Genomic DNA, 21,326 nt, shown 5'->3' on the forward strand with positions numbered 1-21,326 from the left:
GTTAGTCTTCCATCTCGGCTTTGGCGACCTCCGCGCCGGCGAACTCGAGTACTTCCTTGGCTCCCTCCTCGGAGTAGCCCTGTTCGATCAGTGCGTCGATCCACGACGAGCGTTCGTCGTCGTCGAACTCGTTGGCGCTGACCAGCGCGGAGAAGTTGATGTTGTGCTTCTTGTCCTCCCAGAGCTTGCGCTCGAGTGCGCGGCGCAGGCGTTCGTTGTCTTGTGGGTTGAACGCCTCGCCCTCGCGGGCGCGTCGGGAGACCCAGTTCGAGACCTCCTGGCGGAAGTCTTCCTTGCGATCCTCGGGGATGTCGAGTTTCTCCTCGACCGACCGGAGGAACGTCTCGTCGGGCTCCTGTTCGCGGCCCGTGAGTTCGTCCTCGATCGTGTCGTCGTCGATGTAGGCCATCACGTGGTCCATGTACTTCTCGCCCTGGCGCTGGATCTCGTCGATGTCGTAGGCCAGCGCGTGGCGGACGTCCTCGATGGCGCGCTCTTTGTACTCCTCGCGGACCGTCTCGAGGTAGCGGTAGTACTGCTCGAAGTTGTCCTCGGGGATCGAGCCGTGGTGCTCTAAGTTCTCCTCGAAGAAGTTGAATACCGTCAACGGCGAGAGGAAGCCACGCTGGCGGTGTTTCGAATCCATGATCGCCTCGGCGATCTCGTCGCCGATGAAGCGCGGCGAGACGCCGACCATCCCCTCGCCGATCTCGGCTTTGCTCTCTGCCTCCTCGCGGAGCTTCTTGACGTCGATGTCGTCGCCTTCGTCGATCTCGCCGTTGTAGGCTTTGGCCTTCGAGAGCAGGTCGACAGTCTCGGTGTCGGGCTCTTCGATCCGCGTAAGCACACCGAACAGCCCCGCCATCTCGAGCGTGTGAGGTTCGACGTTGATGTCGGGGACGTCGGCGTTGTTCAACATCTTGTTGTAGATGCTGGCCTCGTCCTCGTAGGAGAGGACGTAGGGGAAGTCGATCCGCTTGGTACGGTCGTTGAACGCCTCCATCTTCTCGTCGCCCTTCTTGTCCTTGTACTCGGGCATGTTCGTCCGCCCGACGATCACCTGGTCGATGTCGATCCGCGGGTTGTTCTTGGGTTTGATCGTCTGTTCCTGGGTCGCGTGCAGGAAGTCATAGAGGAATTCCCGCTGCAGTTTGAGCAGTTCCTCGCCGGAGAAGATCCCGCGGTTCGCGTTACAGAACGCCCCCGAGTAGTCGAACGCGCGCGGGTCGGATTCGCCGTAGATGGCGATCTTCGAGTAGTTGACGTCGCCAGTGAGTTCGGTCTCGTCCTGGTTTTTCTTGTCCTTGGGTTCGAAGGTCTCCAGTCCCTGACGTTTGTTCTCGTCGGCGACGAAGCGGACGATCTCGATGTGGTTCTCTAAGACCTGCTGGAGGTCGTCGTCGTAGTAGGCCAGCAGCTTGTCCATGTAGAACTCGCTTTCCGGATCCAGTGCCTGCTCGTTCTGGATGGTGTAGGGCGCGTCGAGGTTCTCGTTTAAATCGTCGATGACCCGCTGGCGCTGCTCAAGCGGGAGCAAGACGAGCGGGTCCTGATTCATCGGCGAGCGGACGACGTCGTCGGCCGGATCCTGGTCCTGGATGACGTCACAGAGGTTGGTCCACCGGAAGGTGTACATCCGGCCCTCGTCCCGGAGCGTGTAGTCCTCGAAGTACCGCCGTACCTGCTTGTCGAAATGGGACTTCCCGGAGCCGACGGGGCCAAGCAAGAGCTTGATCCGCCGCTCGGGGCCCAGCCGTCTGGCTCCCGATTTGACCTTGTTGACGAACTCGTGGATCGACTGGTGGATCACCTTCCCGTAGAAGGTGTTCTCGCCGTCGCCCAGCGGATCTTCGCTCGCGAGCTGGTACTCGACCATCCCTTCGGTTTCGTCGTAGGTGGTCCCGTAGTAGTCGAACATGTCCGCGACGCGCTGGTGGGCGTTGCGGGCGATCTTCGGGTCCTCGTAGACGGCTTCGAGGTACCAGTCGAAGGACTTGGTTTCCCGCAGGTCTGCGGGCATCGATTCCTTGTAATCCGTACTGAGCTGCTCGAGTGTCTCGATGTCACCGGTCATGGTATCGTTGGTTGCGGGTTCCCCCGGTTGCGGTCGTCCGGGATCGCACCGGACGTAGATGTGGACGTCGTTCGACCTGCCCGAGTCGGCTCGCGGCCGAACCGCTCAACGCCATCGCGTCGCGTCACCCGGCGTGACGGAGTCGACTCGTCTCGTGTCGGTGAAAGTAATGCTGGCTCCTCGAGTGTCATCCCGGGGAGCGTACCCTTTTCGTGGGCGGCTGTCGGTCGTGTCATGTGTCACCTATTGCCACTTTCCGTCGCGTGACACCCTTTCGGGCATCGAGCAACGGCGCGCCGGGGACGGGCGCGGAGTGGATCGGTCCGCCGAACGGATACCGATAGTATTTAATGAGTGAGTAATCCAGCTACTTAGCCTTAGCCCCAAAAGGTATTTACCAGAACTTAATTCCAGGAAAATACTGCCAGAATCCTATGTTGATAGTAGGTATCACACCACACATTCGGCGATCTATTACATAAGTTGTGGGCCTGCAATGGCCGATGTTGTCTCGCGCGCGCCACGCCGTGGGCCCGCGACACACGTTCGGCTCGGGAGGCGTCGGGGCGAGTGAGTTCCCGGTCCGACTGCTCCACAGCGGCGACGACAGTTGCGATCGGGTGGCCACGGTCTCCTGTCCGGCAGTATATACGGCCGGCCTGCCTACCGACTGGCATGCCGGATTCGGACGGAAACGGTGGCATCGATCGCTCGAGCGTGCCGGACGGCTGGGAAGTCTGGAGTGAGGGGACCGATGGCCGACTCGTCCTCGCGTATCGACCTGACGTGTTCAACGCCGCGGACTTTCCCGCACCGTGTCTCCCGACGCTGTATCTCACCCACGGCAAGCGAACCCGTCGTCCAGGCGTCAATCCCGCCGATACCGCCGATTCCGAGGACTGGTTCGTCACGCTCTATCTCGAGCCGGACGTCTCACTGGACGAGACGCTGCGCGTCCCGACCCGCGAGGCGGCCATCGAACGGACCGTCGAACTCGCGCGGCAGTTCGACGCCGGCGAGATCGACTACCGGGAGCTGTATCAGGTGTCGCGAGAGGCGTATTTCGAGCGCCTCGACGAGTTGACCGGCGAGAATTGCGACGACTGATCCATCCGCAACTCGCGTCCCGATTTATTCCGTCGGGACGTGACCCTTAACCGCCAGTGGCAACTATCGATTCCCATGTCGACCGTTACGCTCATCGGCTCCCGGCTGGCCGAACCGGGAACCGAGTTCGTCTACGAGGGCGAAGCCGACGCCTGCGCCGGCTGTCCCTACCGCAGTCAGTGTCTCAATCTCGAGCCGGGCACCAAATACCGCGTCACCGGGATCCGCGAGAACGCCCAGACTCTCGAGTGTGCGATGCACGACGGCGGGGTTCGTGCCGTCGAAGTCGAACCCGCGCCCACGCGCGCGAACATCACCGGAAAAGGTGCCTTCGCCGGCAGCAAGACACGCCTTCCCGGCCCCTGTCCGTACGTCGCGTGTCCGAGCCACGAGTACTGTGTGCCCGACGGCGTCGACTTCGACGAGGAGTACCGCATTCGAGAGATCATCGGCGACCCGCCACACGAGGTCTGCCATCTCGACCGGTCGCTCGAGTTAGTCGAACTCGAGACCGACGGCTGAGGTCGTCCGGTGGTCGCCAGTGCCGGAGTCAGTACGACTGCGAGCCCTGCGGGGAAGCCGAGATAGTATCGTCCGACGTTACTCGAGCTCGCTCTCGTCGAGCCAGGACCCGGCCCAGCACTCGATTTCGCCGAAGACCGGCTCGAGCGATTCGCCCTTGTCGGTGAGACTGTAGTACGTCGCGATCGGGGCGTCTTCTTCGAGGCGACGTTCGACAAATCCCATCTCGCCGAGGTCGTCGAGGACGCGCGAGAGAGTCCGTGCGTTCGCGCCGGTCGACCGTTTCAGTTCGTTGAACCGCTGCTCGCCATCCAGCAGTTCGTGCAAGACGGCAAGCCGCCATTTGGAGCCGATCTGCTCGAGGGAGGCGATGACAGGGCAGGCGTCGGCGGTTTGCTCGTGGGGCTGCGTCTCTGGGGATGACATCAATAAGACCTGTATTCGCTTATCGCGCCATCGGCATTAGTGGTTCGGATCCGAACCAGCTAACATACAGGAACCGTTCGCATGCCGACCGATCAGACGGCGTGCGAGCAAATCAGTGACTCGAGGGACCCGACGTGGTCCCAAACGATTAGACGACACCTGTCGTAGCGCCGATATGGACATCTGTGAGGCCCTTCGAGCCGACTCCGGCGTCGTCGCTGTCGTCGGTGCCGGCGGCAAAAAGACGACGCTGTATACGCTGGCTGCCCGGGCCGGCGATTCGACCCATCAGGCAGTCGTGACGGCGACGGTTCGGATCCCGATTTTCGACCGCCACGTCGAAGAAGTCGTCGTGACTGACGACCCGGTTGCAGCCCTCGAGCGAGCGGATGCATGGCCGGTCGGCGTCGTCCCGGAACGGGAAGGCGAGGACCGGTACGTCGGCTACGACCCCGAGGCGATCGACGACCTCGCCGCGGCCGATGTCGCCGACGTCGTGCTGGTCAAAGCCGACGGTGCGCGAACACGCGAGTTCAAGGCCCCGGGCGATCACGAACCGCAACTCCCGGAGCGCACCGAGACGGTAGTTCCGATCGCGAGCGTCCAGGTCGTCGGGAAACCGCTCACTGCCGAGCACGTTCACCGCCCGGAGCGTGTGGTGGCGATCACCGATCGCGACCATGGCGAGACGATCCGAACCGAGGACGTGGCCGCGGTGCTCGCGAGCGAGCGCGGCGGGCTGAAAGGGGTTCCGGACGGGGCAGTGGTCGTTCCGCTACTCAACAAGGTCGACGGCGCGACTCACCGGCGGAACGCCGAGGAGATCGCGACGACGGTACTCGAGCAGGCCCCCTCCGTGAACCGCGTGGTGCTGGCGCGAATGATCGACGACGATCCGGTAATTCAGGTGCTCGAGCGGTGAACACTCAGACGGTCTGCTGTAACTGTGTACCGGTGGGACCGCAGGACGGTCGCGGTTGTACCGGCACTGATTGACAGGAATCCGCATCAGACGGACAGTCTTAGTCTTCGAGTCGCCGGGCGGCCGCCTCGAGTTCGTCGTGGGTGTTGACGTTTTCGAAGGTCTCGAGCGTTGCTCGCTCGCGGATCTCGTCCTCATCGACGACGATGTAGTCGAGGTCGAACAGCGGTTCGATGATCTTTCGCTCGTCGCGCTCGAGCGCACGTTCGCAGGCAGCGGCCATGGGCGCGGCCCGATAGACGGCCTGGGTGGTCTGGAACCACTGGTCGTCGAGTCGCGGGACTGCGGCGTCGTGACCGGCCGCGCGGTCGAAGAGGTAGTCGACGAAGTCGGGATCGACGAAGGGCATATCGCAGGCGACGACGACGGCGTACTCCCCCGTGGCCTCGCGTAACCCAGTCATGATCCCCGCCATCGGGCCGCGGTCGGGGACTGGATCGATCGCGAACGAGACATCGGGGCCGCCTTCGAGTGCCGCGTCGATCGGCGACACCTGCTCGTCCCGGCAGTTGACGACGATCTCGTCGACGATCGGCTCGAGTCGGTCGACGACGCGCCGGATCATCGGCGTGCCGGCGAGGTCGGCGACAGCTTTGTCCTGGTCGCCGAAGCGCGTCGAGTGACCGCCCGCGAGGACGAGGCCCGTGCGCTCGGTTCGGGTCTCGGGGTGCATGGCCGAGCGTTCGTCGAGAGCGTGGAAAAACCTCCCGCACGCGACTGGCTCACGTTCGTCACGCCGACAGCCGCCAGAGCGCCCGGTACAGCGTCCACAGGTCACAGTCGAAGCGGTCGGCCAGCGAGCGACAGCGCTCGAGGGCGGTCTCGTACTGCGACACCGACGGCGGGTCCGGATACGGCTGGGAGAGTTCACCCGCCTCCCGAAGCGCCGCCCACACGCCGGGGCCGACCACGACGTACGCGTCGGGATCGATGAACATACAAAATGCCGAGGCGACGGGGACATCGACGGCCTCGAGGGCGGTCAGCGCGTCGATCATCGTGGCAGCATCGGCCGCGTCGACGGCGGCCGCGATCGCGTCACGGACGGCCTCGAAGTCGTTGTGCCAGAAGCGCTCTTCTGCGTCCCGCCGCTTGGTGTCTGGATACGCGCCGAGAAAGCGCCGATAATACCATCTGATGACCCAGACCGCGTCTCGGCGGCCGTACTCACCGGACTCGAACGCGGCCGGGAGCGTCTCGAGTTGCTCCGCCTCGACGGGATACAGCGGCTCTTGCTCTCGATAGTCGCGTGCTTCGGATTCAACGAGCGAACGCGTGAGCTCCATCGTGCGGTAGTTTCACACAGGTGGCCGTCAGCGTTTCCCTCCCGAGCCGTGACGCCAGACGATGGAGCAGCCGTCACTCGTACCAGCTATGTGGTAGAAAACCTCATGCACATACAGATAGTTGGTTCCGCGTAACGGGTGCGACACCTGGAGATATCACAATGTCTAGTGACCAACAAGAGCCAGTCAAGACGATCTGTCCGTACTGTGGCGTCGGCTGTGGAATCAAAGTACAGCCGGGTGACGAGCCCGGTGACGTTCAGTTCATGCCGTGGGGTGATGCCCCGGTCAACGAGGGCCGGATCTGCATCAAAGGCGGGGCGGCGACCGAGGTGGTCGACCACGAGGATCGGCTCACCGACCCGCTGATCAGAGACGACGACGGCGACCTCCGCGAGGCTTCCTGGGACGAAGCGTACGAATACATCGTCGACGAACTCGAGCGAATCCGCGACGAGCACGGCCCGGACGCGATGGGCTTTTTCGGCTCCTCGAAGACGATGAACGAGGAGAACTACCTGTTGCAGAAACTCGCCCGCCGATACGGCACCAACAACGTCGACAACTGCACGCGGATGTGTCACGCCTCGACGGTCTGGGCGCTGCGGACCAGCCTGGGCGCGGGGGCGATGACCAACAGCATGCGCGACCTCCGCGAGGAGGCCGACGTGTTCTGGATTCAGGGGGCGAATCCGGGCGAGCAACATCCGATCGCGAACAGCCAGTACTTCCGACAGGCAGTGCTGGATGGGGCGACCGTCATTCAGGTCGACCCACACGCGAACAAGACGACGCGATCGTTCCAGATCGACGACACCGACCGCCACCAGCATCTCCAGTTGAATCCAGGGACCGACATTCCGCTGTTGAACATCGTCCTGAAGACGATCCTCGAGCACCACGCGGAACATCCCGACGACGGCTGGATCGACGAGGAGTTCGTCGAGGAACGCACCGAGGGGTTTGACCACCTCAAAGAGACGCTCGAAGACTTCGACAAGGAGGCAGCCGCCGAGGAGTGCGGCGTTCCGCTCGAGGACATCGAACTGGCCGCCGAAAAATACGCCACGGCCGACAACGCGGCCATCTTCACCGGGATGGGGATGAGCCAGCACGCCTGCGGCGTCGACAACGTGCAAAACGAGATCAACCTCGCGCTGATCACGGGCAACCTCGGCCGTCCCGGTACGGGCGTCAACCCGCTGCGCGGCCAGAACAACGTCCAGGGGACCTGTGACGTCGGCGCGATGCCGAACGTCCTGCCGGGCTACCAGCTGGTCGACGACGACGAGGCCCGCGAATCGGTCGAGGACGTCTGGGGCTTCGAAATCCCCGACGAGCCCGGACTCACGAACGTCGAGATCTCCTACGAGGCGGGTGACTCGATCAAGGGGCTGTACGTCATGGGCGAAAACCCCGTGATGAGCGAACCTGACGCCAACAGCGTCGCCGAACGGCTCGCAGATCTCGAGTTTATGGTCGTCCAGGACATCTTCCCGACCGAGACCGCGGAGTACGCCGACGTGATCCTCCCGGCGACGACCTGGGCCGAACGCGGCGGCACCGTCACGAACACTGATCGGCGCGTCCAGCGGATGCGCGGCGTCGGGAAGGTCCACGAGAACACCAACCACGACCGCGAGATCCTGACCGAAGTCGGGACGCGCCTGTTCGAGGAAGGGTTCGACTTCGAGAATCCCGAGGAGATCTTCGAGGAACTCCGGCAGGTCTGTCCGAGCTACCACGGGATGACCTACGATCTGCTGGGCGAGGAGGGACTGCACTGGCCCTGCTACGAACCCGGCGACGAAGGCGATCCGTTCCTCTACGAGGACGAATTCGAGACCGAGAGCGGCCGCGGCCACATCGAGGGTGTCGAACACACCCCGCCGGCGGAGACGCCCGACGACGAGTACCCGCTGATCCTCACGACCGCGCGACTCGAGGAACACTACAACACCGGGACGATGAGCACGCGCTCGCCGACGCTCAACCGCCAGACGCCGGAAAACTTCGTCGACGTCCACCCTGCCGACGCCGAGCGCTACGGGATCGAGGACGGCGAGTACGTAAAGCTGCACTCGCGACGCGGCGAGATCACGCTCGAGGCCCACGTCACCGAGGACACGAAGGAGGGCGTCGTCTGGACGACGCCACACTTCGCCGCCGCTTCGGCGAACAAGCTGACGAATCACGTGCTCGACGAGCGGGCGAAGATCCCCGAATACAAGGCTGCCGCCGCGGAGATCGAAGTCGACGTCGAACCGCTCGGCGAGACCGCCGATCCTGCGGCCGACGACTGATCCTCGCCAGCGGAGCGGCGCTTACGGATCGGCTCCCGAGCCGTCCGTCGTCGTCCCGGCCACCTCGAGCCACGGCTCGGCCGTCGTCTCCGTGACGACGAGTTCGGCCAGCGGCCGATCGCACCCGTCGCACCGCGATCGGATCCCGATACGAGGCCGCCGACAGCAGTGCTCGAGTCGCTCGGCCGTCGTGGTCACCGCGTCGCCACAGACCGGACACTGCGAGCGCAACAGTCGCAACCCCGTCAGAAGGTCACGGCGCTCGTCAACCGCGAGGTCGTCCCAGCCGTCGATCCGGGATCGGAGCGCGGCCGCTGCGGGGACGTCCGCCGCGAGCGCCGCGATCGATTCCCACCGTACTCGCTGCTGCCCGTCGAGAACGAACGACACGTCATCGAGGCGGTCGACCTCGTCTGCACCGAACAGCAAGCCGATCGTGGCCGCGCTCGGCTCGAGTGCGTCGTCGCTCGCGAGTCGTTCGTTCCACCGGCGTCGAAAGTCGGGCGTCAGTTCGACCGCGTCCCCGCTCGCGGTCGCGACGCCGGCAGCGGCCAGAACGGTCGTGAGGTCGTCGGGCGACACCGTCTCGACCGTCGGGCCGGACGACGGCGACTTGCCCACGAGCGCGAGGGCGCGCTCGGGGAGGTATCGTCGAGTGAGCGTCGGCGTTCCCGGAATCAAGTAGCCACGAAGGCGAACGAGGGCCAGCGCGACGGCGAGGACGAGAACCCCGACGGGAACAGAGACGACGACCGCGGTCGCGACCGCGAGGACGACCGCGATCGCGACGTTCACCACCGTACACGGGAGACATCGGTTGTCACCGATGTACGCAGGTTGCTCGAGTCGTGCGAGCACACTCGAACCGTCGATCACCGTCGACCACTACTAGCGACGACGCGCCGGACGGTGAAAAATCGATACCGTGGATACGACAATAAGCGGCGTCGCCAGCCAGTGACGGTCCCTGTCGAGATCGGTGGTCGTTGACCGAGCAGTAAGGGCCTCGTACGCGCGGTATAACTGCTCCATTCACGCCGGCAGAGGGCCACGACAGTTGTTGTCGGCGTTAGACGAAACGGTACGAACTGGTTGCTTACGTTGGCTGTTACTCGTCCCGAAAGAGAGACTCGTTTAGCTATCCCCTATCGCTCCCGAATTCTTTGATAAGCATTATCAAAATACGTAATGCCAGTCTTAGTGTCGTGGTATCATGCCACACATATCCACTGCGGTAGACATGACGGTCGCGGACCAACGCGATCTGGCGACGGCCCTCGGAGTCGACACCCGAGGGGAAGGGGCGATGACGTGGGACCGACTCGCAGGACAGATCGAACCGCAGTCCGACTCGGCGTTCGCCTCGCGGGGCGAAGCGATCCGGGCCGATCTCGCCGGGAACCTCGATTACGAGTTGCTCGAGCGGGAGCGCGCGAACGTCGCGGACGAGCTTCGGCGCCTACCCGCCGTTCGCGACGCTGGCGTTCCGGACGGGCCGAGCGGACTGTATACGGAGGTCGCCACACCAGGCTGGCGACTGTATAACCACTTGCTCAAGGTCGGGTTCTTCGAGAGCCTCGACGAGAACCTGCCGCGCTTTACGGCAGAGCACATCGAGGCGACGACACGCGAACTGGTGCTGGCGGACCCGCTCTCGTCGGCGCTCGACGAGGTCGGGTTCGACGAGGAAGAGAAGACGGCGCTGTTGATCGACGTGGCGAACAACGACGAACGACTCGCCCGCTGGGTCCCGTCGAACCAGATCCCGGCGGGCGTCGAGTTCGAGACCGATACTGTCCCGCCGCTTCATCAGCGCGCGATGGGTGGGGCATTGCTGTGGATCGACGGGCTCGACAGACACCTCTGGCAAAACGAGGTACTGGTCACCGACGAGATCCTCGACGACGCGGTCAGATACGTAAAGGCGATGCTGGGCGGGCTGTTCGTCTCGGCGACTGCCGCTTGCGATCTCGCCGGGGACGGACAGCTCACGGACGAACAGTTGACCGCCGCGCTCACGGCGGGGTCGGCCGTCCAGATCGTCAGCCAGGAGGAGCTGTTACACACCGTCTTCTACGTCACGGACGACATGCGCGCGCCGAGCGAACTGAGGTGATTACGCGTGGCACTACGCAACGACAAGGCCGTTGAGGCTGCACGGAACATCGAACTACAGGAGATCGAAGACGGCTATACGCTGGTCGGAGGCCCTGACGACTCGGTCACCGAACAACACGACACGGACCGCATTCCGGAGGTCGATGTCGACCAAGAGATGCTGAGCAACACGGGGGACGATCCCGAGTCGTGGCTCATGTACGGCGGCAACTACGAACAACACCGGGTCACGACCGCCGACGTCATCACGCCCGACAACGTCTCCGACCTCGAGCTCGAGTACGAGCTGTCGGTCGGGACGGGCTCGAGCATGGAGGGGACGCCCATCGTGATTCCGGGCGACCCGCCAGTCATGTACCAGACGAACGGGCCCAACCACATGAAAGCGATCGACCCCCGCGAGGGGGAGGTCCTCTGGAGTTACACCTACGCGCCGCCGGTCGGCGTCGAACTCTGTTGTGACGACAACAACCGCGGGGCAGCCGTCTACGGCGACAAGGTGTATATGACGACGCTCGATTCGGGCGTCGTCGCGCTGGACCGGTACACCGGCGAGGAGGTCTGGTATACGAGCACGGCCGACCACGAGGAGGGCTACTCCGCGACGTGGGCCCCCGTGATCCACGACGGGACGCTCTACACGGGCAGTGCCGGCGGCGAGTACGGCGTGCTCGGATTCGAGGCTGCACTCGACGCCGAAAGCGGCGAGATACAGTGGCAGACCGACACGCTCCCGGAGGACGAGTGGGTCGGGCAGAGTCGGGAACACGGCTGTGGGACGACCTGGATGACGCCGACGATCGACGAGGAGAAGGGCGTCCTCTACACGGCGGTCGCGAACCCCGGCCCGGACTTCGACGGGACGGTGCGACCGGGCCCGAACTTCCCGACCTGCGGGACGATCTCGCTCGACTTGGAGAGCGGCGAGTTCCAGTGGGGGTTCCAGAGCAGTCCCCACGACGTCTGGGACTACGACGCGGTCGCACCGCGGGTGCTCCTTCGCGGCGTGGAGACCGACGACGGGGAGATGGACATGGTCGTCGGCTCGGACAAGACCGGCTGGGTGTACATGATGGACGCCGAGTCCGGCCAACTCCACGAGCGCAGCGAGGAGATCTGCCAGCACATCAATATGTGGGAGATGATCCCCCACATCAGCGAGGAGGAGCGGATCCCGTTCGTCCCCGGCGCGCCGGGCGGCAACGACTGGCAGCCGCCGTCGTACAACCCCGAGACGGGGTACGTGTACGTCATCCACCAGAACTACCCACAGGACCTCTACTGGCGCTACGAGGAGTACGACCAGGGGAACCCCTACTGGGGCGGCAACCTCGACGATCCGGCCAGCGAATTCCCCGACGAGTGGAACGGGGCGATCACCGCCTTCGCGGCGGTCGATCCGGCCACGGGCGAGCGCGTCTGGCGCGACTGGATCGAGAGCGAGGACGAACGCTACATGTGGGGCGGGTCACTGTCGACCGCGACGGGACTCGTCTTCAACGGCACCCAGAAGGGGAACTTCCTCGCCTACGACGGCGAGAGCGGCGAGCGTCTCTGGCGACACGAGTTCGACGTGCCGATCAGCGCCTCGCCGATGAGCTGGTACGACCCCGGCGAAGAGAAACAGTACGTCGCCGTCCAGGTCGGTGGCAGCGGCTGGCTCCGACAGGGACCGCGCGGGAACACGCTCGCCGTGTTCTCGATGGACGCCTGACACACAACCGACACCGAACGAGACACGATACACCTATGACGAACGAACAACGCTCACGCGAGGCGGTCTCACGCCGCGGCGTATTGAAGGGAACGGCGACGATCGCCGGGACGGCGGCGACCGCCGGTCACGCGGCCGCGTATCGCGACCTCGATGTCGCGTTACCCGCCACCCAGAACGACGGCGAGGGCCGCACCTTCCAGCTGCTCGGCATCGTCGGCGGCTGGATGGGGATCGCACCGGACGAGGTCGACGCCGTCTCGAACCCGACGCTGCGATTGATCGAAGGCGAACAGCACGAGGTCATCTGGACGAACGGTGACGGCGCGACCCACAACTTCAACATCACCAGCGGGGACGCCGTCAACGGGGAGGGCGAAATCCTCGAGTCGACGGAGACGCTGACCGAACAGGGCGCGACGACGTCCCTCGAGTTCACTCCCCAGGAGGAGATGTCGGAGTACTTCTGTCAGCCGCATCCGGCCCAGATGCGCGGCCCAGTCGAACTGATCAGTCCGGACGAGGTCCACGAACTGGTGGTCAACGTCGAGCGAGAAAACGGCGATCCCCTCGGTGCCGAAGTCTATCTCGGCGATAGACACTCGTTCTCGAACGTCGCCGCCCGGCCGAGCCCGCCGGAGGAGGAGGAAGACGAGCGAGCGGTCGCCCGGTTCGATCTTCTCGAGGACGGCGAGTACGACCTCGAGATCCGGACCTACGGCCACGAACGGATCACGGACACGGTCACGATCGACGGCAGCGACGAGGAGGTCACCGTTACGCTGCCGGCCACCGAACTCGGCGAGCCGGCCGAGACGTACTCGCTTACCCTCGAGGAGGGCCAGTGGGTCGGGCGGAGTCCCGACGCGATCGCCGACGAGACGAACCCGACGCTCGAGTTCGAGGCGGGCGAGACCTACGCGGTCGAGTGGGAGAACGCGATCGGACAACACCAGCCGGAGGCAGAGAATCGGAACTACGAACCCCTGCCCGGTCACAACTTCGTGATCGCCAGCGGCGGCCAGACGAACGAGTGGAACACGCACGTCCGCTCGGACTTCACTGCTGAGGAAGGCGAGACTCAGACCGTCGAGTTCGTCGCCAGAGAAGAGATGGGCGTCTACCTCGACCAGTCGCAACTCGACGCGGTCGGCGAGGTCGACGTCGAATAACGCCGGAACTCGATTTTTTGTGCGCCGTTACTCGCCCGCGAGGGGCTCCCCACGGCGATCGATGCGCGTCGCGGGGAGGCCAGCCCGGTCGGCGTGTTCGCGGATCGCGTCCTCGCTTTCGGCCCGATAGTGACAGAACGTGCCCGTAACCCGTCCGTCCTCGTCGGTCATGACTTCGGATTCGACCCACCGGATCTCGGTGCCTTCCTCCCGCAGTTCCTGGAGGGCGTCGCCGGACTGCTCACCGGCTGCCTCGAGTTCGTCCTCGGAAATCGGTTCGTCCAGTGATCGCAGTATCAGGAAGTCCGTCAGCTCGTGATCGGACATTGGTACCACAGGACACGATAATGCTAGCCACTCTAATAACTGTCGGCCGATCGGCTCGAACAGACAGGCGGGTACGGCGTTAGTCGTCCGTCGGCCCGCGGCGTTCGCGCTCGAGCGTCGTCACGGCGACCCCCAGTATCACGACAGCACCGCCGGCGACCGTGACCGCGTCGGGCACTTCCGCGAGCAGGACGAGCGCGAGCAGGGTCGCGCCCACCGGTTCGCCGAGCCAGGCGACGCTGACGACGACTGACTCCAGGTGCTCGAGAGCCCAGGTGCTCACGGTGTGTCCGAAGATGCCGGGACCGACGGCCAGACCGAGAAAGAGCAGCCACTCGCGAGCGGGATAGCCGACGTATGCGTGGCCCTGGACGGAGACGAGGAAGAACAGCGCGACCACGCAGGCGCCATAGACGACGGTTACGTACGGAAAGAGCGGGACACGCTGGCGGATCGAGCGGCCCGCGAGCACGTAGCCGGCGACGGTCACCGCGCCCAGCAGCGCCAGCGCGTTGCCGTACAGCGTCGCGTCCGCGAGGGCCGCCCTGCTCGCCCCGCCCAGTGACATCGCAGCGGTTCCGCCAATCGCCACGGCGATACCCACGACCGTACCGCGCGTGAGTCGTTCGTCCAGCAGGAGGGTCGCGCCGAGGGCCACGAAGATCGGCTGACTCTGGACGAGCGTGACGCTCGCGGCGACGGTGGTGTGTGCGAGGCTCTCGAACCAGGCCGCGAAATGGACCGCCAGCGCGAGCCCGGCGACGATGGCGCCGGCGAGATCGCGACGCGAGAGCCGCGCGAAGGCGGCTCGGTGGCGTGTGACGGCCAGCGGCGCGACCAGCGCCGTGGTAAACAGCACGCGGTAGAAGGCCGCGACCGAACTCGGGGCCGCGCTCCAGCGCACCAGAATCGCGCTGGTGCTCGTCGCGATCACCGCGACGGCGAGGGCAGCGGCCGGCGTCACGCGGCGGTCGACGGTCACACCGATCGCACTCGCTCGAGCACCCAAACGGTACCGAAATCACTCGCAGCGACGACGAGACGACGACGAGACGACGCGTTACTCGTCGGGGAGGCGCGACTCGCGGTAGATCTTCGCGATCTCCATGTCGACCTCTTCGAGTCCGACGATGATGTCCTCCTCGGGAGATAGCTCCTCGGCTTCCCAGTTCTCGAGGAACATGACAGCGTCGCTACGGTGGGCGTAGGGGCGTGGGTCGATACCCATTGGATCGTCAGCGGCCTCTTTGTCAGTGATGAGGACGAAGTTAGCTGTCGTCGCGTCGATGAGCTCGTCGGTCGCGTAGTCGGTCGTCCACGCGCCTTGGATCGGTGAATCGGGCCTTGACGACACTTTGTATGCGAACAGACACCCTGGGAGATCAAAGACGGCCGCCTGCCCGTTTTCGTGGACGAGTTGGCTGTTGCCGAAGTACTTGGTCACCGGCATGCCACAGACGTCACAGCGTTGCGAGTCGGTGAACTCAACTGGCCCTTCCTCGACGCCCTCGATCGAGGGTTCGTACACCTGTGCCTGTTCGTCGTCACCGTCGGACCCATCACCTTCGCCGCCGAGACAGCCGGCGATAGCTGCTGTCGCGCCGACTCCCAGCGCCCCCAGCAGCCGCCGCCGCTCGAGCCCGTCGCGTTCGGACATATCCCACTGTAGCGGCCCGGCAAGCAAAACCGACGTGGTTCAGGTGTCGAATCAAGCCGTGATGTTGACGGTCCGAGACGCAGTATCAGTAGATAGTAGCGCGATTTCTGTATTCAGAAATTATACCTGAACTGACTCGAACAGTTCGCTAAGTACGCGTGCGAACTGAGCGGTACCCTCTATGGAGGACAGATGTCTGACTGTGCGTGGCAGTATTGAAGTGACCAATTTTCGACCTATTCTCTAGTAGTGTCGATCGAGCGGTAGACCTTGGATCGTAATTTAGATGCTTGCTCTTCTCCAATCGTCTCGCTCGCTTCAAGTACGTCTACAATTTCAACGATTGTATCGCAGAGTTGTTCCGGATTGTCGATGCGAGTTTGAGGCTCGTCTTCCATACGCTATCGTCTACATCAAGTGTATTCAACAAAGGGGACAGCCGTCCAGTATCTCTTGTCAAAAACGAGGGGTCCGACACAACAACTGAACAATTCTCGGATACAATGTTCGCAATCAGACTGCTGACCTCGTTCACTGATACAATGGAGACTGTGTCACCTGTCCTTGTAACGAGTTTCACGTCCAGCCCTGAATAACGAAATCGTCCCGCCAGCTACCGTTGTTACTCGAGTCGTGCTTTTGCCAGCCGGTGGCGGGCCCGGAACATGGCTTCGAACCCCGGCTTCGAGAACGGTTCGGCGGCGTCGCCGAGCGGCCCGAACGGCAGTTCGTAGTCGACCCGATCCAGGACGACGGTCCGATCGCCGTCAGCGAAGAAGGTGTGCGTGTGCTCCCACCGGTCGAACGGGCCGTGGACCATCTCGTCGCGGAAGTACGCTGACCCGTCCTCGCGCTCGCGGTCGGTGATCACCGAGGTCCAGTGCTGGCGTGGCCCCACACCGAACGGTCGGATCGACAGCGCGACCTCCGAGCCGGGCTCGAGCATGTCCGGATCCGGCCGGCCGTCCGGCCCGATTACGCGTTCGACGCGCAGGTGCAGCCAGTCGGGCGTCACTGCCTCGAGCCCGGACACGCGGGAGTGAAACGCCCACACGTCGTCGAACGGCGATTCGACCGTCGCTTCACGTTCGTACGTCGGCATACTCGTGTCTACGGGGGCCAGCCTCAAAACGGAGAACCCAAACCGGCGACGGAGAGCGCCGCGTGGCGACTCCTGTCGGACGACAGGCTTATTTCAGCCGTTCCTGGAGAAACGACGGGTGCGCTGCAGTGACACCGTCGATTTCGAGCAGTTCCTCGGAGATGATCTCGCCGAGCGCGTCGCCGTCCTCGGCGCGCACCTCGGCCATCAGCATGTGGTCACCGCTGGAACTGTAGAGGGCCTCGACCTCGTCGAGGTTCTTGATCGCCTGTGTGGCCTCGACGTAGCGTTCGCTCGCGACGTCGAGCCCGACCAGCGCAATCGTCTGGCTCGAGAGCTTCTTCGGGTCCACGTCGGCCGAATAGCCGACGATGACGCCCTCCTCCTCGAGCTGGTTGATGTACTTGCGTACCGTTGGTTTCGAGACGTTCGCCCGCTCGGCGATCTCGGCGTAGGACGCCTGTGCGTCCTCCTCGAGAACCTCGAGAATGCGGTCTTCCGTCGCCTGCGTACTCATAGCAGTATGTTTTGCTTCGGCGGAAAAATATCTTTTGTATACGAAAACGACGGATATCCAATCAGAAGTGTGCCGGACTCCGGATCGGCAATCGCGGCGCATGCTGGGGATTTCGGCCACTGAACCCGTCGAAAAATCTCGCGAGGACGTGCCTCGAGGCGGAACCGACGCCACAGATCGAAATCGATGTGGAGCGGTCGTAGACGACGGCCGACTGTCAGCTATGGGACAGTGTCGACAGTCGGATTACGTGTGTCGCTCGAGCAGGTCGTAGCTGCGCTCCCACTCGGCGTCGTCGTCGAAGTACCGCTCGGCCAGTGGCTGGTCGGGCATCTCGCCGACGGCGTGTTTCTCCTGCTGGTAGGACGGTCGATCGTCCTCGACGTAGTAGCGGCCGGTGAGGACGGTCCCCTCGTTGAGGACGTCCTCGGTCTCACGCATCATCCGGGCGGCTTCTTCCCGGTCGGAGACGTCGAAGTCGTAGTCGTCGGACTCCTGGACGTCGACGTAGGGGACGTACTGGCGGGCGTCCTTGTTCCAGGTCGGACACTGGGTGAGGAAGTCGATGTGGGCGAAGCCGTCGTGCTCGATGGCCTCCTTGATGATCTCCTTGGCCTGGTTGGGGTTGACGGCGGCGGTGCGGGCGACGTAGCTCGCACCGGCGTTCAGCGACATCGACAGCGGCCGCAGCGGCGTCTTCGCGCTGCCCGATGGCTGGGTCTTGGACTTGTGACCCTTGGGACTCGTCGGCGAGGTCTGACCCTTCGTCAGGCCGAAGATCTCGTTGTTGAAGACGATGTACGTGATGTCGTGGTTCTCGCGGGCCGAGTGGATGAAGTGGTTGCCACCGATCCCGTAGCCGTCGCCGTCACCGCCCGCGGCGATGACCTCGAGTTCGGGGTTGGCGAGCTTGGCGGCACGAGCCACGGGCAGCGAGCGGCCGTGGATCGTGTGGAAGCCGTAGGTGTCCAGGTAGCTGTTCAGCTTGCCGGAACAGCCGATCCCGGTGACGGTCAGTACCTCTTCGGGCGTCTTGCCGACCTCGGGGAGCGCCTGTTTCAGCGCCTTCAGGACGCCAAAGTCGCCACAGCCCGGACACCAGGTCGGCTGCGGTTCGACGCCGGGCGTGAACTCGTCCCGGTCGATCTCTCGGTCCTCTCCGATCGCGTTGAATGCACTCATGTGTCAGTCACCTGCAGCTGGTTCGATTCGTACCTGTGCGGTCGGTTCGCTGTCCTCCTCGACGAAGTTGACCTCGTAGCCCTCGACGATTTCGGCGGGCTCGAAGGGGTTGCCGTTGTACTTCAGCAGGCTGGTCAGCTTCTCGCCGAATCGACCGAGTTCCTTCTGGATAAGCCCGCGGAACTGCGCGGTCGCGTTCATCTCGACGACCATCGCTTCGTCGACGCTCTCCAAGAACTCGGTCACTTCGGCTTCCGCAAACGGCATCATGTCGGAGACGCTGATGCCTTTCACCGAGTGGCCGGCGTCGTTGAGCCGTTCGACGGCCTCCTCGACGGCACCCTGGCTCGAGCCCCACGTGATGATGCCGTAGTCTGCGGACTCGTCGCCGAAGTAAGTCTGCGTGGACGACTCCCGGCTGTCGAGGTCCTCGCGGATCGACTCGAGTTTCTCGAGTCGACGGTCCATCTGGGCGACGCGGTTGTCGGGGTCCTCGTTGATGTGGCCGACGGGGCTGTGCTCGTTCCCGGTCGCGAGGAAGCGGCCACCCTTCTGGCCGGGGATCGAGCGCGGTGCGACGCCGTTTTTGGCATCCTCGTAGTTGAACCGCTTGAACTTCCCGGAGTTGTCGTGGGCGGCCTCCCGGAGTTCCTCCTCGGTCAGCGTCGAACCCAGATCGGGCTGGGGTTCCCGATCGAAGAACTCGACGTCGACGTTGGTGTTCTCGCCGGAGAGCTTCTGGTCGTAGACGATGATCGTCGGAATCTGGTAGTCCCAGGCGATCTCGAAGGCCAGTCGAGTCTGCTCGTAGGCTTCCTCGATGTTCCCGGGCGCGAAGACGACGCGCTGGGAGTCACCCTGGCTCGTATAGAGGATGTGCTCCAAGTCAGCCTGCTCTGGCTTGGTCGGCATCCCGGTCGAGGGACCGGCACGCATGGCCTCGATGAGGACCAGCGGCGTCTCGGTCATCTCGGCGAGACCCAGCGGCTCGCTCATCAGGGCGAAGCCACCACCGGAGGAGCCGGACATGGCCTTGACGCCGGCGTGGCTCGCGCCGACGGCCAGCGCGGCAGCAGCGATCTCGTCTTCGACCTGCTCGGAGACGCCACCCATGTCGGGGAAGTTCTGGCTGAGAATGGTAAAGACGTCCGTCCACGGCGTCATCGGGTAGCCGGCGATGAATCGGCAGCCGGCGTCGATCGCGCCGTAGGCGATCGCGTTCGATCCCGACAGCAGCGCTTGCTCGGTCTCGTGGGAGCCCTCGGGGGCGCGCAGGTCGTGCTCGAAGTCGTACTCCTCGTTGACGGTGTCGTAGGCCTCGTGGAGGATCTCGAGGTTCGCCTCGAGAATGTCCCCGCCCATCGCGTCGGACATCAGGTCCTCGATGTGCTCTAAGTCCATCTCGAGCAGCGCAGCCGTCACGCCGACACCGGCGGTGTTGCGCATGACCTCGCGGCCGTGTTCCCGGGCGAGGGCCCGAAGGTCCATCGGGAAGACGTGCCAGTCGTTTTCCTCGGCACGGGCCTCGAGATCGAGCGCCTCGACGTCCTCCTCGTTGATGAGGCCTTCGTCGTAGACGATGATCCCACCTTCGCGGAGGTCATCGAGGTTCTCCGAGAGCGGCTTGATCTCTTCGTTGCCGTAGAAGGCGTCTTCCTGTGGGTTGCGGGCGAACGAGTCGCCCAGCGCGAGCAGGAAGTTGTAGCCGTCGCCGCGTGACTGTACCTCGTGGTCTGCGGCCCGAATCTCGACGTACGTGTGGCCGCCGCGGATCCGCGACGGATAGTGCCGGTGAGTGAATACGTCGAGCCCCGAGCGCATCAGCGCCTTGGCGAAGTTCTGACTCGTCGAGTCGATCCCGTCGCCGGAACCGCCTGCGATTCGCCAGATAAGTTCGTCGCTACTCATAGTGGATCAGTGGCCCATGGGCCAACCGTATCCGAATTTCGGACTACCTCGCCTAAAGCCTTTGCTATAGATTACCAAGGATCTTTCGTGAAGAATGGACATCCATTAAAGAATATGTGTGAAAGATCATTATTATCGGATCGGAACGGGTTCCGTCGTTACTGAACGATCCGATTTGTGACCGATCGAGCAGCGCCGGCCACCGGGCTCGATCCGGAATCGATCGGCGGTTTCGACGGGCGATACCTTTTACACCGCTATCATGCTACCTCTCCCCATGGGTTACATCGTTCGGATGCCGAAACTCGGTCTCGAGATGGAACGCGGAACGCTCCTCGAGTGGGCCGTCGACGAGGGCGAGTCGGTCGCTGAAGGAGAACTGGTCGCCGAAGTAGAGTCCGAAAAGAGCATCGGGGAAGTCGAGGCCCGCGAAGACGGCGTGTTGCGCCGGACCTATCTCGAGGTCGACGAGACAGTGCCGCCGGGAACCCCCATCGGGATCGTCGCACCGGCGGAGGACGACATCGACGACCTCGAGGCCGAAGCGACGGCCGACCTCGAGGCCAACGTCGAGGTCGACGAGGCCGAACCCGAGCCGGAACCGGACGAGACCACAGCGGAACCGGCCGCGAGCGAGGGCGGCGCCGGCACCGGCAGCGTGACAGCCGACGAGGTTCAGGCGTCGCCCCGCGCTCGAGACCGGGCGGACGAGCTGGGTGTCGAGCTGTCGGCCGTCGAGGGAACCGGCTATCAGGGGTCGATCACCGAGGACGACGTCGAACGGGCGGCCAGCGAGGGCGCGGGCGCGGGCGGCGGCGAGCCGGACGCCTCGCCGCGAGCGCGCAGCCGTGCCGACGAACTGGGCGTCGACCTCGCGAGCGTCGAGGGGACCGGCTATCAGGGCGCGATCACCGAAGACGACGTCGAGG

Annotated in this window: 20 protein-coding genes (1 of these 20 only partly in view); 8 read left to right on the forward strand and 12 right to left on the reverse strand. The window is 64.0% G+C overall.

Annotated features, from left to right (window positions below):
* Nucleotide 1: 1 nt before the first annotated feature.
* On the reverse strand, nucleotides 2-2,074 hold the full coding sequence (locus ACFR99_RS14215) for a PrkA family serine protein kinase (RefSeq protein ID WP_390288456.1): 2,073 nt from the start codon (nucleotides 2,072-2,074) through the stop codon (nucleotides 2-4).
* 675 nt (nucleotides 2,075-2,749) lie between these two features.
* On the opposite strand from ACFR99_RS14215, the gene ACFR99_RS14220 reads away from it, so the two are divergent.
* The gene (locus tag ACFR99_RS14220) at nucleotides 2,750-3,181 is read left to right on the forward strand and encodes a DUF5820 family protein (protein WP_390288458.1); all 432 of its coding nucleotides are present in this window, start codon (nucleotides 2,750-2,752) and stop codon (nucleotides 3,179-3,181) included.
* Between the two features lie 75 nt (nucleotides 3,182-3,256).
* Nucleotides 3,257-3,703, forward strand: coding sequence for a UPF0179 family protein (locus tag ACFR99_RS14225; protein WP_390288460.1), 447 nt, complete (start codon nucleotides 3,257-3,259; stop codon nucleotides 3,701-3,703).
* Between the two features lie 78 nt (nucleotides 3,704-3,781).
* Here ACFR99_RS14225 and ACFR99_RS14230 read toward each other — a convergent pair whose 3' ends face one another.
* On the reverse strand, nucleotides 3,782-4,129 hold the full coding sequence (locus tag ACFR99_RS14230; RefSeq protein WP_390288462.1) for a winged helix-turn-helix transcriptional regulator: 348 nt from the start codon (nucleotides 4,127-4,129) through the stop codon (nucleotides 3,782-3,784).
* Between the two features lie 175 nt (nucleotides 4,130-4,304).
* On the opposite strand from ACFR99_RS14230, the gene yqeC reads away from it, so the two are divergent.
* Entirely contained in the window at nucleotides 4,305-5,051 is a 747-nt protein-coding gene (yqeC, locus tag ACFR99_RS14235) for a selenium cofactor biosynthesis protein YqeC (RefSeq protein ID WP_390288464.1), read from the forward strand.
* 100 nt (nucleotides 5,052-5,151) lie between these two features.
* Here the strand turns inward: yqeC and ACFR99_RS14240 are convergent, their stop codons facing one another.
* On the reverse strand, nucleotides 5,152-5,784 hold the full coding sequence (locus ACFR99_RS14240; RefSeq protein ID WP_390288466.1) for a molybdenum cofactor guanylyltransferase: 633 nt from the start codon (nucleotides 5,782-5,784) through the stop codon (nucleotides 5,152-5,154).
* Between the two features lie 58 nt (nucleotides 5,785-5,842).
* Nucleotides 5,843-6,397, reverse strand: coding sequence for a hypothetical protein (locus ACFR99_RS14245; RefSeq protein ID WP_390288468.1), 555 nt, complete (start codon nucleotides 6,395-6,397; stop codon nucleotides 5,843-5,845).
* Between the two features lie 161 nt (nucleotides 6,398-6,558).
* Here ACFR99_RS14245 and fdhF point away from each other — a divergent pair, with 161 nt between their 5' ends.
* Complete coding sequence (fdhF, locus tag ACFR99_RS14250; protein WP_390288470.1) at nucleotides 6,559-8,700, forward strand: formate dehydrogenase subunit alpha; 2,142 nt, start codon at nucleotides 6,559-6,561, stop codon at nucleotides 8,698-8,700.
* A gap of 21 nt (nucleotides 8,701-8,721) precedes the next feature.
* On the opposite strand, the gene ACFR99_RS14255 is transcribed toward fdhF, so the two are convergent.
* On the reverse strand, nucleotides 8,722-9,558 hold the full coding sequence (locus ACFR99_RS14255) for a DUF8054 domain-containing protein (protein WP_390288472.1): 837 nt from the start codon (nucleotides 9,556-9,558) through the stop codon (nucleotides 8,722-8,724).
* Between the two features lie 382 nt (nucleotides 9,559-9,940).
* Between ACFR99_RS14255 and ACFR99_RS14260 the strand changes: the two genes are divergently transcribed.
* From ACFR99_RS14260 to ACFR99_RS14270, 3 genes are read left to right on the forward strand one after another with little or no spacing between them, the layout of a single operon-like run.
* Nucleotides 9,941-10,816 carry a hypothetical protein gene (locus tag ACFR99_RS14260; protein ID WP_390288474.1) on the forward strand — a complete coding sequence of 292 codons (876 nt, stop codon included), beginning with the start codon at nucleotides 9,941-9,943 and terminating at the stop codon, nucleotides 10,814-10,816.
* Between the two features lie 6 nt (nucleotides 10,817-10,822).
* On the forward strand, nucleotides 10,823-12,532 hold the full coding sequence (locus tag ACFR99_RS14265; protein ID WP_390288476.1) for a pyrroloquinoline quinone-dependent dehydrogenase: 1,710 nt from the start codon (nucleotides 10,823-10,825) through the stop codon (nucleotides 12,530-12,532).
* 35 nt (nucleotides 12,533-12,567) lie between these two features.
* The gene (locus tag ACFR99_RS14270) at nucleotides 12,568-13,704 is read left to right on the forward strand and encodes a cupredoxin domain-containing protein (RefSeq protein WP_390288478.1); all 1,137 of its coding nucleotides are present in this window, start codon (nucleotides 12,568-12,570) and stop codon (nucleotides 13,702-13,704) included.
* Between the two features lie 27 nt (nucleotides 13,705-13,731).
* On the opposite strand, the gene ACFR99_RS14275 is transcribed toward ACFR99_RS14270, so the two are convergent.
* From ACFR99_RS14275 to ACFR99_RS14305, 7 genes are all read right to left on the reverse strand, one after another.
* Nucleotides 13,732-14,031, reverse strand: a complete 300-nt coding sequence (locus ACFR99_RS14275; protein WP_390288480.1) for a DUF4242 domain-containing protein — start codon at nucleotides 14,029-14,031, stop codon at nucleotides 13,732-13,734.
* A gap of 79 nt (nucleotides 14,032-14,110) precedes the next feature.
* Entirely contained in the window at nucleotides 14,111-15,019 is a 909-nt protein-coding gene (locus ACFR99_RS14280; RefSeq protein WP_390289118.1) for a DMT family transporter, read from the reverse strand.
* A 72-nt stretch (nucleotides 15,020-15,091) separates the two neighbouring features.
* Nucleotides 15,092-15,688, reverse strand: coding sequence for a nitrous oxide reductase accessory protein NosL (locus tag ACFR99_RS14285; protein WP_390288482.1), 597 nt, complete (start codon nucleotides 15,686-15,688; stop codon nucleotides 15,092-15,094).
* A 622-nt stretch (nucleotides 15,689-16,310) separates the two neighbouring features.
* Nucleotides 16,311-16,790: an SRPBCC family protein gene (locus tag ACFR99_RS14290; RefSeq protein ID WP_390288484.1), complete on the reverse strand. Its 480-nt coding sequence runs from the start codon at nucleotides 16,788-16,790 to the stop codon at nucleotides 16,311-16,313.
* A gap of 88 nt (nucleotides 16,791-16,878) precedes the next feature.
* Nucleotides 16,879-17,307, reverse strand: a complete 429-nt coding sequence (lrpA1, locus tag ACFR99_RS14295; RefSeq protein WP_390288486.1) for an HTH-type transcriptional regulator LrpA1 — start codon at nucleotides 17,305-17,307, stop codon at nucleotides 16,879-16,881.
* 246 nt (nucleotides 17,308-17,553) lie between these two features.
* Nucleotides 17,554-18,489: a thiamine pyrophosphate-dependent enzyme gene (locus tag ACFR99_RS14300; RefSeq protein ID WP_390288488.1), complete on the reverse strand. Its 936-nt coding sequence runs from the start codon at nucleotides 18,487-18,489 to the stop codon at nucleotides 17,554-17,556.
* Between the two features lie 3 nt (nucleotides 18,490-18,492).
* Nucleotides 18,493-20,397, reverse strand: coding sequence for a 2-oxoacid:acceptor oxidoreductase subunit alpha (locus ACFR99_RS14305; RefSeq protein WP_390288490.1), 1,905 nt, complete (start codon nucleotides 20,395-20,397; stop codon nucleotides 18,493-18,495).
* A gap of 277 nt (nucleotides 20,398-20,674) precedes the next feature.
* Here ACFR99_RS14305 and ACFR99_RS14310 point away from each other — a divergent pair, with 277 nt between their 5' ends.
* Nucleotides 20,675-21,326, forward strand: partial view of a 2-oxo acid dehydrogenase subunit E2 gene (locus ACFR99_RS14310; RefSeq protein WP_390288492.1) — the 5' end (the start) only. The gene runs 1,175 nt beyond the window's last position; 652 of the gene's 1,827 nt are visible here — the first part of the coding sequence; its start codon is at nucleotides 20,675-20,677; its stop codon lies beyond the right edge, outside the window.

Source organism: Haloarchaeobius amylolyticus (assembly GCF_042678045.1).
GTDB classification, from domain to species: Archaea; Halobacteriota; Halobacteria; order Halobacteriales; family Natrialbaceae; genus Natrinema; species Natrinema amylolyticus_A.

Coding starts and splice junctions, on each gene's coding strand:
- ACFR99_RS14215 (WP_390288456.1), bottom strand. CDS start 2,074: ATGACCGGTGACATCGAGACACTCGAGCAGCTCAGTACGGATTACAAG.
- ACFR99_RS14220 (WP_390288458.1), top strand. CDS start 2,750: ATGCCGGATTCGGACGGAAACGGTGGCATCGATCGCTCGAGCGTGCCG.
- ACFR99_RS14225 (WP_390288460.1), top strand. CDS start 3,257: ATGTCGACCGTTACGCTCATCGGCTCCCGGCTGGCCGAACCGGGAACC.
- ACFR99_RS14230 (WP_390288462.1), bottom strand. CDS start 4,129: ATGTCATCCCCAGAGACGCAGCCCCACGAGCAAACCGCCGACGCCTGC.
- yqeC (WP_390288464.1), top strand. CDS start 4,305: ATGGACATCTGTGAGGCCCTTCGAGCCGACTCCGGCGTCGTCGCTGTC.
- ACFR99_RS14240 (WP_390288466.1), bottom strand. CDS start 5,784: ATGCACCCCGAGACCCGAACCGAGCGCACGGGCCTCGTCCTCGCGGGC.
- ACFR99_RS14245 (WP_390288468.1), bottom strand. CDS start 6,397: ATGGAGCTCACGCGTTCGCTCGTTGAATCCGAAGCACGCGACTATCGA.
- fdhF (WP_390288470.1), top strand. CDS start 6,559: ATGTCTAGTGACCAACAAGAGCCAGTCAAGACGATCTGTCCGTACTGT.
- ACFR99_RS14260 (WP_390288474.1), top strand. CDS start 9,941: ATGACGGTCGCGGACCAACGCGATCTGGCGACGGCCCTCGGAGTCGAC.
- ACFR99_RS14270 (WP_390288478.1), top strand. CDS start 12,568: ATGACGAACGAACAACGCTCACGCGAGGCGGTCTCACGCCGCGGCGTA.
- ACFR99_RS14275 (WP_390288480.1), bottom strand. CDS start 14,031: ATGTCCGATCACGAGCTGACGGACTTCCTGATACTGCGATCACTGGAC.
- ACFR99_RS14285 (WP_390288482.1), bottom strand. CDS start 15,688: ATGTCCGAACGCGACGGGCTCGAGCGGCGGCGGCTGCTGGGGGCGCTG.
- ACFR99_RS14290 (WP_390288484.1), bottom strand. CDS start 16,790: ATGCCGACGTACGAACGTGAAGCGACGGTCGAATCGCCGTTCGACGAC.
- lrpA1 (WP_390288486.1), bottom strand. CDS start 17,307: ATGAGTACGCAGGCGACGGAAGACCGCATTCTCGAGGTTCTCGAGGAG.
- ACFR99_RS14300 (WP_390288488.1), bottom strand. CDS start 18,489: ATGAGTGCATTCAACGCGATCGGAGAGGACCGAGAGATCGACCGGGAC.
- ACFR99_RS14305 (WP_390288490.1), bottom strand. CDS start 20,397: ATGAGTAGCGACGAACTTATCTGGCGAATCGCAGGCGGTTCCGGCGAC.